Below are 14,405 nucleotides of genomic sequence, written 5' to 3'. Positions count from 1 at the left end.
CGGCGAGCTCGGCGGCCTGCGCCTCCGCAGCCTCGACCTGCCGCTGGAGCAGCCCGATCACCGCGAGGAGATCCTCACGCGACGCGGACTCGAAGGCGGACGACACGAGCACGGATCCTGCCGCACCCGCCCACCACTTGTCACATCGTCAGACAGTGACCCAGACCACGACCTTCTGAATGCTTACGAAAAATGCCCATCAGGTCGGGTGCATTGCCCGTCACCTGGTGCGGCTGGCCCGTATTCGACGGGTCGACGTCGCGTGGGTGCTCGGCTTTCGTGCGCGGTCCGTGGGGCCGTTCGTGCGTGAAAAGGTGATCCTCTCGGATGTCCCTGGTCTCGCGGGCCGATAAAACCTTTCTACTCCGAGACCTGGTGCAGCGGAAGCCCTGGATGCACTTCTTTACTTTTGCTTTCAAGTAAGGGCGAATCGCACCTGGTGGTGAGTGATCCGCGAAGCCGATCCCTGCGTTGCGCTCCGGCCTCGATTTCGCCCCCTGCCCGTCTGTCAGGTGGTGAGGGCGGTGGCGCGTCGACGGTTGGTGTACCAGACCAGGCCGGCGGTCAAGGCTGCTGCGCCCACCGCTGCGGCGGCCACGAGCGCTGGACGCGGCGGCATCGAGAAGGCGGGCAGCCGTTGCTTCAGACGGACGGGGCGGTCGAAGACGAGAACCGGCCATTCGCGGAGGGCTGCCTCGCGCCGCAGGGCCCGGTCCGGGTTGACGGCATGCGGGTGGCCCACTGACTCAAGCATGGGCACGTCCGTGGCTGAGTCGCTGTACGCGAAGCAACGCGAGAGGTCGTAGCCCTCCGACTCGGCGAGAGCCCTGATCGCCTCCGCTTTGGTCGGTCCGTAGGCGTAGTACTCGATCTCGCCGGTGAAGCAGCCGTCGTCACCGACAACCATCCGGGTCGCGACGACCCGGTCGGCGCCTAGCAGTTCCCCGATGGGTTCGACCACTTCGGCTCCGGAGCTCGAAACGATCACCACGTCGCGCCCGGCGGTGTGGTGCTGTTCGATGAGGGTCGCCGCCTCGTCGTAGATGATCGGGTCGATCAGGTCGTGCAGCGTCTCGGCCACCAGATCCTTGACCTGCTGGACGTTCCATCCCTTGCAGAGCGCAGAGAGGTACTCGCGCATCCGCTCCATCTGGTCGTGATCGGCGCCTCCGGCGAGGAACACGAACTGGATGTAGGCGGTGCGCAGTACGGCACGGCGGTTGATCAGCCCGCCCTGGTAGAAGGACTTGCTGAAGGTCAGCGTCGATGACTTCGCAATGACCGTCTTGTCCAGGTCGAAGAAGGCTGCGGTGCGCGGCGAGAAGCAGTTTTCCACAAAGGTGAGCATAGGGGCCCGCCATTCGGCGTAAACCGCGGCGGGTGGGTTTGCCTGAGAAGGCGCTCGGGTACACCATGGAAGTCACGGATCGTTCGCGACCGTGTTAACCCGGTCCGGCTCCTCCCCCCCCGAGTCGGCCGTGGGGACGACCCCCGCTCTCCCCCCCCGGCGGGGGTCGTCGCATGTCCGGATGCGTTTCCGGCTTCACGATCCGGACTCCTTCCTCTCGCTGTGTGCGTCGATGGTCACCTGCGGTACGTGCTGCCTCGATCTTGGTTCGTAACTCAGCGTAGTGGAAGTGCTGCGCTCTGAAAGTCCCCTGTGTGAGCTACCGAGTTATTCACAATGCTGTGGTTGTCCACAGTTTTTGGGCAAGATCCACATGTTTTTCCGAGGCGTTGCATGTTGTTCCCACCCGTGAAGACCGCGGGTTCCGGAATCGCGCATCTCGGAAGCCTCCGAGCTCACCGTGAATCCGTACTGAACGGACTTGAGAAGGGGGCAGAGACCGTGACTGGATCGATCGCGGACGTGCGGGTGTCGAGTGCTGAAGGGCCGGCCGATGGGCCCATGATCGTGACGGGGGACATGGACCTCCTGGATGATCTGCTCCGGCTGTGCGCGGCTGCCGGAGCGGTGCCCGAGGTGCATCACGGCCCGCCGGGCGAGAGGGGCGAATGGGAGCGTGCCCCGATGGTTCTGGTGGGGGACGACGTGGCCGCGCGATGCCGGGGCATGTCCCGCAGGCCTGACGTCATGCTCGTCGGGCGGGATCATGACGATCCGGAGGTGTGGCGGCGCGCGGTGGAGATCGGGGCCGAATATGTGCTGAGGCTCCCGGATTCCGAAGGCTGGCTCGTCGATCAGATCGCCAATGCGGCGGAAGGCGTGGGCCGGGCGGCCCTGACCGTGGGAGTGATGGGAGGCCGGGGCGGTTCCGGCGCGTCCACCCTGGCCTGCGCACTGGCTGTTACGGCGGCCAGGTCCGGTCGCCGGACCATGCTGATCGACGGAGATCCGTTTGGCGGCGGTATCGACGTGATGCTGGGTGGAGAGGAATCCAAAGGCTTACGGTGGCCGGATTTCGCCCGGTCGAAAGGGCGAGTCGGCGGTGGGGCACTGGAGGATTCCCTGCCCGCGCTGCACGGCTTGCGCGTGCTCAGCTGGGGGCGGGTCGGCGAGGTGATCATTCCTCCGCAAGCCATGCGATCGGTTCTCGCCGCGGCACGCCGGCTCGGTGGAGTGGTGGTGGTGGACCTGCCGCGCCGGGTCGATGAGAGCGTGGTGGAAGCGATGGCCCAACTAGATGTCGGGCTCCTGGTGGTCCCCGGAGAGCTGAGGGCGGTGGCGGCGGCCCAGCGCGTGTCATCCGCGGTGGGAAAGGTCCTGAAGGACCTTCGAGTCGTCGCCCGGGGCCCGTACGGGGCCGGTCTGGACGAACAGTGGGTGGCGCAGGCGCTGGAACTGCCGCTCGTAGGTGATATGCCGGTGGAGGCAGGGCTGTTCGCGGCCCAGGACGGTGGCGTTCCCCCCGGCGGCGACTCCCGTGGGGCCTTGGCCCGCTTCTGCGCGGCGTTCTGGGAAGCCGCGGGTGCCCCGGACGGGGCGGACGGCGTTCCGGCCGGACACCACCGGGGAGGCACGCCGTGACCGAGGCGCTCTTGGACGCGGTCAGGCAGCGACTGGCGCGCAGCGGGGCGGAACCCACACCGGCCAAGGTGGCTGCCGCCCTTCGGGAACAAGGCCGGCTGCTCGGGGACACGGAGGTCCTCGGAGCGGCAGAGGAGTTGCGTGGCGAGCTGGTCGGCACGGGGGTCCTGGAGCGGCTCCTGGCGGATCCGGCGGTGACCGACGTGCTGGTGTCCGCTCCGGACAGGGTGTGGGTGGACCGCGGCGGGGGGCTCGAACTGACTCGAGTGACGTTTCGTGATGCGGCTGCGGTCCGGAGGCTGGCGCAGCGGCTTGCCGCGGTGGCGGGCCGCCGCCTGGACGACGCCAGGCCGTGGGTGGACGCGCGGTTGCCGGATGGGACGCGGATGCACGCGGTCCTGCCGCCGGTTTCGGTCGGATCGACGTGCCTGTCTCTGCGGGTGGTGCGGCCCAAGGCCTTCACCTTGGCGGAGCTGGTTAGGGCTGGGACCGTCCCGCCCGGTGGTGACCGGCTTCTGAAGGCACTGGTGGAGGCCCGGGTGTCCTATCTGATCAGCGGTGGGACCGGCGCCGGGAAGACGACGTTGCTGTCGAGCCTGTTGGGGGCGGTGGGCGAGCGTGAGCGCATCGTGCTTGCCGAGGACTCGGCGGAACTGCGCCCCGATCACCCGCACGTGGTGCGCCTGGAGTCACGTCCCGCCAACCAGGAAGGGGCGGGACAGGTGACACTGAGGGATCTGGTGCGACAGGCGTTACGCATGCGCCCTGACCGCCTCGTGGTGGGAGAGGTGCGAGGCGCCGAGGTGACGGAGTTGCTGGCGGCACTGAACACCGGACACGAAGGCGGGTGCGGCACGGTGCACGCGAACGCGGCTGAGCACGTTCCTGCGCGCCTGGAGGCCCTGGGGACGGCCGCGGGCCTCGACCGGGCCGCTCTGCACAGTCAACTGGCGGCGGCACTTTCCGTCGTGCTCCATCTCGTCCGGGACATCGGCGGGCGGCGCCGATTGGCCGAAGTGCACGTGCTCGGGAGAGACCGTGCAGGCCTGGTGATCACTGTGCCCGCGCTGAGTTGGAGCCCGGAGGGGTTCGTCCGGGAGCAGGGATGGCAGCGGCTCGGTGTGCTGACCGGAGAGCGGCTGTGATCGCCGCAGGCGAGGACCCGCTCATGAGCGGGCTTGCGTGGGTGATGGCCGTGTGTGCGGGGCTGGCGGGTGGCCTCGCCGTGACCCGGGACCGGGGGGTACGGCGGGCTCTGGCCTTGCTTCCGAGGAAGAGGGCTGCCCGGTCGGACACGAGGGCGGCGTGGGCCGCGGTTCGCATGTTCATCGATCGGCGGCGCGAATGGCTGTGCCTCCCCGTGGCTGCTCTCCTCGCTGTTGCGGGGGAGTCGGTGATTCCTCTGCTCGCAGGGGCCGTGGCGGTCCCTCTGGTGCGACGCTGGATGCGTCGCAGAGCCCGGCGACGTAGGCGCGAGAGTGCGGCTGACGCGGTTACGGCGCTCTGCGGAACGGTGGTCGGTGAGCTACGGGCAGGGCGGGAGCCCGGGCAGGCTCTGCTGGCTGCCGGGCGGAACGCCGGTGCGCTGGGCGTCGCCGAGTCCGCGGTACTGGCGGCTGCGCGATTCGGCGGCGATGTGCCGGGGGAGCTGCGACGGGCATCGGCGGACCCCGGCTTGGACGGGCTCCTGGGAGTGGCGGCCTGTTGGCGAGTAGCGGTGGACGGAGGTGCCGGCCTTGCTGCGGGGCTTGCGCGTCTGGAGAGTGCGATGCAGGCCGATCGGCGCCGAAGAGACGAGTTGCGGGCCCAGTTGGCGGGTGCCTGGTCCACGGTGATGGTGCTGGCTCTGCTTCCGGTGGTCGGACTTGGATTGGGTGCGGCGCTCGGGGCTGATCCACTGCGAGTTCTCTTGCACACTCCGGGAGGCCTGGTCTGTCTGCTGTCGGGTGGCCTGCTCGAAGCCGCTGGACTGTTCTGGGCGTCGCGGATCGTGAGAGCGGGAGAGGCGACGTGAACGGGTCGTCTGAGGGCGGGCTGCTTGGAGCGGCAGGGGTGGTGGGTGCGGCGCTCGGCACGGCTGCGTATCTGGCTCTTGCGTTGACCGAAGACCGGCACGCGCGGGCAATACGCAGGCGAGGAGCGCTGATGACTCACCCCGCCAACGGAGTTGAGCGTCGGCTCCTGAATCTACGGGTGGCCGGATGGCACCATGCTCGGCGCTGGGGTATGCCTCTCGCCTCCTGGGCGGCAGGGTGGATTCTGGTCGGCGGCGCGGCCGGATGTGGAATCGGCGCAGCGGCTGCGTACGGCGTCTGGCGTCGGCAGTGTTCTCCGCGACGCCGCGAAGCGAGGGGTGAGCAAACGGAAACAGCTCGGATTTCCCGGCAACTGCCCCTTGCCGCCGACCTTCTGGCGTCCTGCCTCTCCGCCGGAGCCGGGCCGCAGGATGCTGCCGAAGCTGTGGGGGAATCCATGGGCGGGCCGCTCGGCGACCGATTGGCGCGCACTGCAGTCGAGATCAGGCTCGGTGGCGACCCGGTCGACGTGTGGGGGCGGTTCGGTGAGATACCGGGTGCCGCGCCCCTGGCGCGTTGCCTGGAGCGGGCCGGCACGACGGGGGCTCCCGCTGCGGAACCGGTCGCCCGCCTCGCCGATGAAATGCGCGCGGAGCGGGCAAGCGCGGCCGTGGCACGTGCCCAGCGGGCCGGTGTCCTGATCACCGCACCGGTCGGCCTCTGCTTCCTGCCCGCCTTCCTGGCGGTCGGCGTGGCGCCCGTGGTCATCGGGCTCGCCACTGGCCTGCTGCACCGCAACTGAAACAGGCCATAGGGCCCTGCCCGGTCTGCGCGGATCCCGGGCCGAGTATGCCACCGCATCTGATGTGCCGCGGGACGGCGGACTCGGTACCGCCGGTTTCGTATGCGAGTTGAAACGCGACGAAAGCCGTCCTCACCGTAGGAGGAGGGCGACTTCGTCTGCCGGCGGCTGGGCCTTCGCGCCGTCCGGGGGTCAGGCGGGCCGGAGACGTGGGCCAGGGCGGTGTGAGTTCCTGAGCCGGGCCAAGGCGTGGCCTTTTCGGCTCGACGCGGTTGTGTGCGTGTAGGACCGGTCCCGTATCGAAACCGAGCTGGGGCCGAGTCCACGTCCCAGCCGGAATCCGAACCTGAGTCCGCTCTGCGGCCGGGCCCGCTCTGCAACCGAATTCACACCCCAACCGATTCTGCTCCGCAGTCGAGCCCGTCCCCCGTATCCAGGTAGCGGCCCGGGGAGCGAGGTCGGTATTCGTCGAAGTCGAAGTCCGAAACGGAACAACATCATGGAGGTCGAGATGAGCAAGAACGCCATCACGTGGGCGCGGAGTGCGGTCTGTCACGCCTGGGAGGTCGCGGTAGGTAGGCGTGCCCGGTACTGCGGAGCGGACCGGGGGATGACGACGTCCGAGTACGCGGTGGGGACTATCGCTGCCTGTGCGTTCGCAGCTGTGCTCTACAAGGTGGTGACCAGCGGAGCCGTGCTGTCGGCGCTGCAGTCACTGATCAAGGACGCGCTCGATGCGAAGTTCTGAGGCCTGGAAGGTCAGGTGGGCGTTGGGGCCGGCGATGCCGAGTGGGAACCACCGGCCCGGTGACCGGGGAGCGGTGACAGCGGAAGCAGCAATGGCCTTGCCCGTGCTGGTGGCGTTCGTCATGGCACTTGTCTGGGCCCTGGTCGCGGCGTCGGATCAGATCCGGTGTGTGGATGCCGCACGGGCGGGTGCGCGGGCCGCAGCCAGATCCGAACCGGAGGCGGCCGTCCTGTCGGTGGCGAAGGAGGCTGCACCGGACAGGGCCCAGGTGGCTGTGCGGCGGACCGGGGGGCTGTGGCGCGTCCGGGTGGAGGCACCGACGCCGGGTCCTGGACCGCTGGGCCTGACGCTGAGCGCGGAGGCGGTCGCGCTGGCCGAGGACACGGTGGGGGTGGAGACACGAGGTCCGGGAGGGGCCGGGCCAAGGCGCACGGGATGGGAGAAACGGTGAGGCACGATCAGGGTGGGACCGTGAGGTCTGCGGCCAATGGGCTGCAGGCCACGAGGACGTGCGGCAGGTTTCGCGCCGAGGACCAGGGGCTGGCAACTGTCTGGGCGGCCATCACGACGTCGACTCTCTGTGTGGTGTTCGCCGTGGTGCTGGCCCTGGGCCAAGCCGTGTCCGCCCGGCACAGGGCAGGCGGGGCGGCGGATCTGGCCGCGTTGGCCGCAGCCGATCGTGCGCTGCGCGGTTCGGCGGCGGCGTGCGGTGCGGCGCGCGAGGTCGCAGTGGCCCAGGGGGCAGAGCTCGTGCGTTGCTCGGTGCAGGGTGAGATCGCCGATGTGATCGCTCGTGCGCATTTCGGTCCGTACAAGCCGGAGGTCAGGTCGCGAGCAGGACCGCCTGAGGTCGAGATGCCCGCTGAACGTTCGCCTGCACCGGGGGCCGTCGACAACCAGGTCGGGGTCCGTCGACTCATCCCTCCGCACTCTGCGGTTTTGGCTCTTCCGCGCTGTTCGGCCGGGGGCCAACGCTGGGGTCCGGCGGTGCGGTCCTGAGAAGTTCTGTCAGAAGGCGTACGGCGCCGCGTTTGTGCAGTGGCTCATTACCGTTGCCGCACTTGGGCGACTGGATGCAGGACGGGCAACCCGCCTCGCACTCGCAGGACGCGATGGCCTGCAGCGTCGCCGTCAGCCACGTCCGGGCCGTGTGGAAAGCCCGCTCGGCGAAGCCCGCCCCACCCGGATGGCCGTCGTAGACGAAAACAGTGGGAAGGAGGGTGTCCGGGTGCAGCGGAACGGAGACGCCGCCGATGTCCCAGCGGTCGCAGGTGGCGAAGAGCGGCAGCATCCCGATGGAGGCGTGCTCGGCCGCGTGCAGGGCACCTCCGAGGATTTCTGGATTGATCCGGGCCGAGTCGAGCTGGTCCTCGGTGACCGTCCACCACACGGCGCGTGTGCGCAGGGTCCGGGGCGGCAGGTCGAGTTTGGTCTCGCCCATGACCTCTCCAGTGATCACGCGCCGACGGAGGAAGGAGACAACCTGGTTGGTGACCTCCACGGACCCGAAGCACAGCCGGCCGTCACCCCACGGGATCTCGGTGTCGGTCTCCAGTACGGCGATAGCGGTGGTGTCCCGCGCGTTGGTCGAGTACGGCGGGGCGGCTTCCTCCACCAGCGCGACAGCATCCTCCAGATCGAGTTTCCGGACCAGGTACGTCCGCCCTTGATGCAGGTGGACAGCGCCCTCGTGGACGGATGTGTGCGCGGCTGACTCGTCCACCGTCCCCAACAGCCGCCCAGTGCCTTCCTCGACGATCTGGACCGGCCGGCCGCCCCCGCCGCGGATGTCGGTGAGGTCTGCGGCTCGCTCCCGGCGGGTCCAGTGCCAGCCCGTCGTCCGTCTTCGCAGCAGTTTCGCGGCCTCCAACTGTGGGAGCAGATCGGGCACCGCGGGGCCGAAGAGCGCGATGTCGGTTTCCGTGAGCGGTAGCTCGGCGGCGGCGGCACACAGGTGCGGAGCGAGTACGTACGGGTTGTCCGGGTCGAGCACGGTCGACTCCACGGGCTGCTGGAACAGCGCCTCGGGGTGGTGGACGAGGAACGTGTCCAGCGGGTCGTCCCGGGCGACGAGGACAGCCAGGGCTCCGTGCCCCGACCGTCCGGCGCGACCGGCCTGCTGCCAGAGCGAGGCGCGAGTGCCGGGATAACCCGCGATGACGACGGCGTCCAGTCCCGAGACGTCGATGCCGAGCTCCAGGGCGGTCGTGGCGGCGAGCCCGAGCAGCTCGCCGGAGTGCAGTGCGCGCTCCAGCGCGCGACGTTCCTCGGGCAGGTAGCCGCCCCGGTAGGCGGCGACGCGCCCGGGCAGGGCACGGTCCACCTCGGCCAGCCGCTCCTTGGCGATGACGGAGACGAGTTCGGCGCCACGCCGTGAGCGTACGAAGGCGACCGATCGGACGCCCTGGATGGTCAGGTCGGTCAGGAGGTCGGCTGTTTCTGCCGTGGCGGTACGGCGCACGGGGGCGCCCTTTTCGCCCTGCAGGTCGGTCAGCGGGGGCTCCCAGAGGGCGAAGACCATCTCTCCCCGGGGAGAAGCGTCGTCCGCGACCTCCTTGACAGTCAGGCCCGTCAGACGACCCGCGGCGACTGCGGGCTGTGCAGCGGTGGCGGAGGCGAGGAGGAAGACCGGGTCGGAGCCGTAGCGAGCGCACAGTCGGCGGAGGCGGCGCAGCACCTGGGCGACGTGGGACCCGAAAACGCCCCGGTAGGTGTGGCACTCGTCGATGACGACGAAGCGTAGGGCACGCAGGAAGGAGGCCCAGCGAGGATGCGAAGGGAGTATGCCCCTGTGCAGCATGTCGGGGTTCGTCAGGACGTAATTGGCGTACTGACGAACCCATTCGCGTTCCTCGACCGGAGTGTCCCCGTCGTAGACCGCTGGACGGACCGCCGTGCCGAGAGGAGCTGCGAGTGCCTTGACCGCGCGGCGCTGGTCGGCTGCGAGGGCCTTCGTGGGGGCGAGGTACAGGGCGGTCGTACCGCGACCGTTAGGGGCTTCCGAGCCGTCGACGAGGGCACTCAGCACCGGCGCGAGATACGCGAGCGACTTGCCCGACGCCGTTCCGGTGGCGATCACGACGGACTCGCCGTCCAGGGCGTGCTCGGCCGCCGTGGCCTGGTGCGCCCACGGATGGTCGATCCCGGCACTGCCGATCGCAGAGATCACTTCTGGCCGGATGCGATCCGGCCAGATGGCATGGGTTCCCGCACGTGGGGGCAAGTGCTCCGTATGAGTGATGCGCGTTGCCCGGCTCGCCCCTGCGGCGAGCCGGTCGAGAACCACCGACGGAGAGGGGCGCGAGCCCGCGTTCTCGGGTGGTCGACTGGGGCGGTGATTCTTGGCCATCGACATCGAGTGTGTCACTGGCATGACGGACAATGGTCCCAAGGCGTCGTGCATGGCTGCTGGTAAGTGATTGAATGCCATCGCGGCTGGCGATCCGTCCCCTGACCTCCGTCGGGGAGACCGAGGGGCGACCGCTCGATAGCAAGGTGCTGGAGGATCCGTGGACCTGTCCCTGTCGACTCGCAATGTGTCCGGCCCTGGTGGCGACCGTACGGTCGTCGAGGTCGGTGGCGAGATTGATGTGTATACCGCGCCCAAGCTGCGCGAGCAGTTGGTCGAGTTGGTGAATGACGGCAGCTATCACCTGGTTGTCGACATGGAAGGGGTCGACTTTCTCGACTCCACCGGCCTCGGCGTGCTCGTGGGCGGCTTGAAGCGTGTCCGGGCCCATGAGGGCTCGCTGCGTCTGGTGTGCAACCAGGAGCGCATTCTCAAGATCTTCCGGATCACAGGTCTGACCAAGGTGTTTCCCATTCACACCACGGTCGACGAGGCTGTCGCGGCGACCGACTAGAACGTCGGCGCCGACCGACCTCACCAGGTCGGTCGGTATGCGGTGACAGGCCGGCAGGCGGCAGTACTCGGGCCGCCATGAGCAGGCGGTCGACCATGTGGTCGGCTGCCGGCTTCGTCGGTTTCCGGAGGAGAATGAGAGCAGGGGTACCGGGCGTCAGGCCCGGGCCCCTGAGAAGCACGCCCGTACGTTCGAGGGGGATGGCATGCCAACCGTTGAACTCCGCTTCAGCGCTCAGCCCGAACACGTCAGGACGGCTCGCCTTGTGGCGGCCGCCGTGGCACGCAGGGCAGGCGTCGACGAGGCGGTGCTCGACGAGGTCAGACTCGCCGTCGGTGAGGCGTGCAGCCGTGCTGTCGGCCTTCACCGGAGTCACGGCATCACTGCCCCCGTGACGGTCATCCTGACCGAGGAGGAGAAAGCGTTCTCCATCGAGGTCGGCGACGGGCTGTCCAACTCGGGCGTCGACGCCTCGGTCTCGGGCGCTCCTGGTGGTGGAGGCCCCGACGATCCGGAGGCCGATGCGGACAGCGAGGACGAGATGGGCCTTGCCGTCATCAGCGGGCTGGTCGATGACATGGAAGTCCTTTCGGGCGAGGACGGCGGCGTGATCCGCATGACCTGGCCGACCTCTCCGGCCGCGGTTCTTCCCTGAACCCGCTGTTTTCTCGGCTTCGGAACCCGCTGTTCCCTCGGCTGAGCAGCCTCTGACCGAAGTGTGGGCCTGACGTCCTGCTCCCCCGGGCCTTTGTCTCCAGCGCCTTCATCCCCTGGCCTGAGCGATGCCGCGTTCTGCCGACGGAAGTGCTCGCGTGAGTCTGGAGTCGTCCCTGGTCTGCCTGCATCGTGCGAGACCACGTCGGGCGTATCGCGGCCCACCCCGATGCGGCCCACCTCGATACAGCCCCCGGTCGTGCGACCACCGGCTCCTCCGAGGCCGTGCCGCTGACGTGCGGTGATCGAGATCCGGGTGAGCTCGGACCGCCTCTCCCCGGACTGCCTCGCCGGTGCTTCCGCACCACACCGGCGGAGTCGATGTTCCGGAGCGCGCGCACGAGTAGCCCGTCGGCCGGTGCACACCGCCTCGGGCGGACAGTGCCCCGCCATGCGATGAACGCGTCTTCGTCCCCGGGCCGGCAGGCCGCCTTCGGTGACTCCCTATCGACCCCACTGAACAGGGAATTCCCTACTTTCCTTGATCGGAGATCTCTGGGAAATCCGTGGATGCCACACCCCTGTTCCATTACTGCATTCGGGTCTCATCCGGCGGGAGATCATTTGTCATTGAGTGGACGAAAGTCGGTTTCAGTGACCACCCACTGTTTTGATCAGGCTCCGCTCCCTACAATCCGTCCACGTCTTGTGCGCTGAGCGTCAAGGAGGACGTATGGCGGAGTTCTTCAACACCCCAATGGCAGAACTGACGCACGTTTCCGTACCTTCCGGTCGGCCCACCTCACTCGCAGCAGCGGCGCTGACCCAGGACAACCGGCTGATCGTCGTGGTCATCGCGGTGGTCGCCCTGGCCGCGCTGGTCGTCGCCCAGCTGCTCGGGCGCCAGGTCCTGGCCGCGGGCGAGGGCACCGAACGCATGAAGGAGATTGCCGCGGCCGTCCAGGAGGGCGCCAACGCCTATCTGGCCCGGCAGCTGCGAACCGTCGGTGTCTTCGCCGTCGTCGTGTTCTTCCTGCTCATGCTGCTCCCGGCCGACAACTGGTCGCAGCGTGCAGGGCGCTCCGTGTTCTTCCTGGTGGGTGCGCTCTTTTCCGCAGCCACCGGATACATCGGTATGCGGCTCGCCGTCCGCAGCAATGTGCGAGTGGCCGCTGCCGCGCGTGAGGCCACTCCCGCCGAAGGTGAACCGGAAAAAGATCTCACCGCCGTTTCGCACAAAGCAATGAAGATCGCCTTCCGTACGGGTGGTGTGGTCGGAATGATCACGGTGGGCCTCGGGCTGCTGGGCGCATCCTGCGTGGTTCTCGTGTACGCCGCCGACGCGCCCAAGGTGCTTGAGGGATTCGGCCTTGGTGCCGCGCTGATCGCGATGTTCATGAGGGTCGGGGGCGGCATCTTCACCAAGGCCGCCGACGTGGGCGCCGACCTGGTGGGCAAGGTGGAGCAGGGCATCCCCGAGGACGATCCGCGCAATGCCGCCACCATCGCCGACAACGTGGGTGACAACGTCGGGGACTGCGCGGGCATGGCGGCCGACCTGTTCGAGTCGTACGCCGTGACGCTCGTGGCCGCGCTCATCCTGGGCAAGGCCGCCTTCGGTGATGCGGGGCTCGCCTTTCCGCTGATCGTTCCGGCGATCGGTGTGGTCACCGCGATGGTCGGGATCTTCGCTGTGGCTCCCAGGCGTGCCGACCGCAGCGGGATGAGTGCCATCAACCGCGGGTTCTTCGTCTCCGCGGCGATCTCCCTGGTCCTGGTGGCCGTCGCGGTCTTCGTCTACCTGCCGTCCTCATACGCCGGCCTCGACGGGGTCACCGACACCGCCATCACCTCGCACGGCGGTGATCCGCGTGTCTTCGCCCTTGTCGCCGTGGCCATCGGGATCGTCCTCGCAGCCTTGATCCAGCAGTTGACCGGCTACTTCACCGAGACCAGCAGGCGCCCTGTCCAGGACATCGGGAAATCCTCGCTGACCGGCCCGGCGACCGTCGTTCTGGCCGGCATCGCCATCGGACTGGAGTCCGCCGTCTACACGGCGCTCCTGATCGGTCTCGGGGTCTACGGGGCGTTCCTGCTCGGAGGAACGTCGATCATGCTGGCGCTCTTCGCGGTGGCCCTGGCCGGTACCGGTCTGCTCACCACCGTGGGCGTCATCGTCGCGATGGACACCTTCGGTCCGGTCTCCGACAACGCCCAGGGCATCGCCGAGATGTCCGGAGACGTCACGGGCGCGGGCGCTCAGGTACTGACCGACCTGGACGCCGTGGGCAACACGACCAAGGCGATCACCAAGGGAATCGCCATCGCCACCGCCGTCCTGGCCGCGGCGGCGCTCTTCGGTTCCTACCGGGACGCCATCGCGACGGCGGTCGACGACGTGGGCGCTCAGGCCGGCGAACTCGGGCTGAGCCTGGACATCTCGCAGCCGAACAACCTGGTCGGCCTGATCCTGGGAGCCGCGGTCGTCTTCCTGTTCTCCGGGCTGGCCATCAACGCGGTCTCCCGCTCCGCGGGGGCCGTGGTCCACGAGGTGCGGCGGCAGTTCCGTGAGCACCCGGGGATCATGAATTTCACGGAGAAGCCGGAGTACGGCCGGGTGGTCGACATCTGCACCAAGGACGCTCTGCGCGAACTGGCCACGCCGGGCCTCCTCGCAGTCCTGGCACCCATCGCGGTCGGGTTCACCCTGGGAGTGGGGGCCCTCGGTTCGTATCTCGCTGGGGCGATCGCCACGGGCACCCTCATGGCCGTCTTCCTCGCCAACTCCGGGGGGGCGTGGGACAACGCCAAGAAGCTCGTGGAGGACGGTCACCACGGTGGCAAGGGCAGTGAGGCCCACGCGGCGACGGTGATCGGTGACACGGTCGGCGACCCGTTCAAGGACACGGCGGGCCCGGCCATCAACCCGCTCCTCAAGGTGATGAATCTCGTCGCACTGCTCATCGCTCCGGCCGTGGTGCAGTTCAGTTACGGCGATGACGCCAGCGCGTGGATCCGGGCTCTCGTGGCAGTCATCGCGATCGTCGTGATCGTCGGCGCGGTCTACGTCTCCAAGCGGCGGGGCATCACGGTGGGGGATGACGAAGGCCCCGGTGGAGACGGCGGGGAAGGCCCGGTCAAGTCGACCGACCCCGCAGCCGTTTCATGAGTCATGGGCGCCGCGACGGACGGGGCCTGTGAGTAATGCCTGCTCAGCGGTGCGGCGGACGAAGTGAACTGACGCGTCGTCCGCCGTTTTCCCTGTCTCGGCGGGTGGCTTCGGCCTGGAACGGATACAGGCGTATGTCCGACTCGGCGGGTGAGTTGTATTTCC

At 68.6% G+C, this 14,405-nt stretch carries 12 protein-coding genes; 10 read left to right on the top strand and 2 right to left on the bottom strand.

Annotation, left to right across the window (positions count from 1 at the left end):
• Positions 1-508 precede the first annotated feature (508 nt).
• The gene (locus tag ACFU5K_RS06635) at positions 509-1,348 is read right to left on the bottom strand and encodes an HAD family hydrolase (RefSeq protein ID WP_384057653.1); all 840 of its coding nucleotides are present in this window, start codon (positions 1,346-1,348) and stop codon (positions 509-511) included.
• A gap of 561 nt (positions 1,349-1,909) precedes the next feature.
• On the opposite strand from ACFU5K_RS06635, the gene ssd reads away from it, so the two are divergent.
• From ssd to ACFU5K_RS06600, 7 genes are all read left to right on the top strand, one after another.
• Positions 1,910-2,989: a septum site-determining protein Ssd gene (gene ssd / locus ACFU5K_RS06630; protein WP_384057664.1), complete on the top strand. Its 1,080-nt coding sequence runs from the start codon at positions 1,910-1,912 to the stop codon at positions 2,987-2,989.
• Positions 2,986-4,134, top strand: coding sequence for a TadA family conjugal transfer-associated ATPase (locus tag ACFU5K_RS06625; RefSeq protein WP_384057652.1), 1,149 nt, complete (start codon positions 2,986-2,988; stop codon positions 4,132-4,134). The genes ssd and ACFU5K_RS06625 overlap by 4 nt, the downstream gene beginning before the upstream one ends.
• 23 nt (positions 4,135-4,157) lie before the next feature.
• Positions 4,158-5,003: a type II secretion system F family protein gene (locus ACFU5K_RS06620; RefSeq protein ID WP_384057650.1), complete on the top strand. Its 846-nt coding sequence runs from the start codon at positions 4,158-4,160 to the stop codon at positions 5,001-5,003.
• Positions 5,000-5,806, top strand: a complete 807-nt coding sequence (locus tag ACFU5K_RS06615; RefSeq protein WP_384057648.1) for a type II secretion system F family protein — start codon at positions 5,000-5,002, stop codon at positions 5,804-5,806. The genes ACFU5K_RS06620 and ACFU5K_RS06615 overlap by 4 nt, the downstream gene beginning before the upstream one ends.
• Before the next feature lie 511 nt (positions 5,807-6,317).
• Positions 6,318-6,554 (top strand): DUF4244 domain-containing protein, encoded by a 237-nt coding sequence (locus ACFU5K_RS06610; protein ID WP_384057646.1) that lies wholly within the window; start codon positions 6,318-6,320, stop codon positions 6,552-6,554.
• Between the two features lie 34 nt (positions 6,555-6,588).
• Positions 6,589-7,005: a TadE family type IV pilus minor pilin gene (locus ACFU5K_RS06605; protein WP_384057663.1), complete on the top strand. Its 417-nt coding sequence runs from the start codon at positions 6,589-6,591 to the stop codon at positions 7,003-7,005.
• Positions 6,990-7,553, top strand: coding sequence for an Rv3654c family TadE-like protein (locus ACFU5K_RS06600; RefSeq protein ID WP_384057645.1), 564 nt, complete (start codon positions 6,990-6,992; stop codon positions 7,551-7,553). Before ACFU5K_RS06605 ends, ACFU5K_RS06600 begins: the two co-directional genes overlap by 16 nt.
• Here ACFU5K_RS06600 and ACFU5K_RS06595 read toward each other — a convergent pair.
• The gene (locus ACFU5K_RS06595) at positions 7,471-9,984 is read right to left on the bottom strand and encodes a DEAD/DEAH box helicase (protein ID WP_384057643.1); all 2,514 of its coding nucleotides are present in this window, start codon (positions 9,982-9,984) and stop codon (positions 7,471-7,473) included. The genes ACFU5K_RS06600 and ACFU5K_RS06595 overlap by 83 nt on opposite strands.
• Positions 9,985-10,063: 79 nt before the next feature.
• On the opposite strand from ACFU5K_RS06595, the gene ACFU5K_RS06590 reads away from it, so the two are divergent.
• The 3 genes from ACFU5K_RS06590 to ACFU5K_RS06580 all read left to right on the top strand — a co-directional run bounded on the left by ACFU5K_RS06590 (position 10,064) and on the right by ACFU5K_RS06580 (position 14,240).
• Positions 10,064-10,417, top strand: coding sequence for an STAS domain-containing protein (locus tag ACFU5K_RS06590; protein ID WP_003967428.1), 354 nt, complete (start codon positions 10,064-10,066; stop codon positions 10,415-10,417).
• 205 nt (positions 10,418-10,622) lie between these two features.
• Positions 10,623-11,072, top strand: coding sequence for an ATP-binding protein (locus tag ACFU5K_RS06585; RefSeq protein ID WP_384057641.1), 450 nt, complete (start codon positions 10,623-10,625; stop codon positions 11,070-11,072).
• A 732-nt stretch (positions 11,073-11,804) separates the two neighbouring features.
• A complete protein-coding gene (locus ACFU5K_RS06580) occupies positions 11,805-14,240 on the top strand; it encodes a sodium-translocating pyrophosphatase (protein WP_384057639.1) in 2,436 nt (811 codons plus the stop codon).
• Positions 14,241-14,405 lie beyond the last annotated feature (165 nt).

It is taken from the genome of Streptomyces sp. NPDC057428 (assembly GCF_042803195.1).
Lineage (GTDB): Bacteria > Actinomycetota > Actinomycetes > Streptomycetales > Streptomycetaceae > Streptomyces.
The sequence above is the reverse complement of the archived record's forward strand: the minus strand, read 5'-3'. Positions and strand labels throughout refer to the sequence as shown.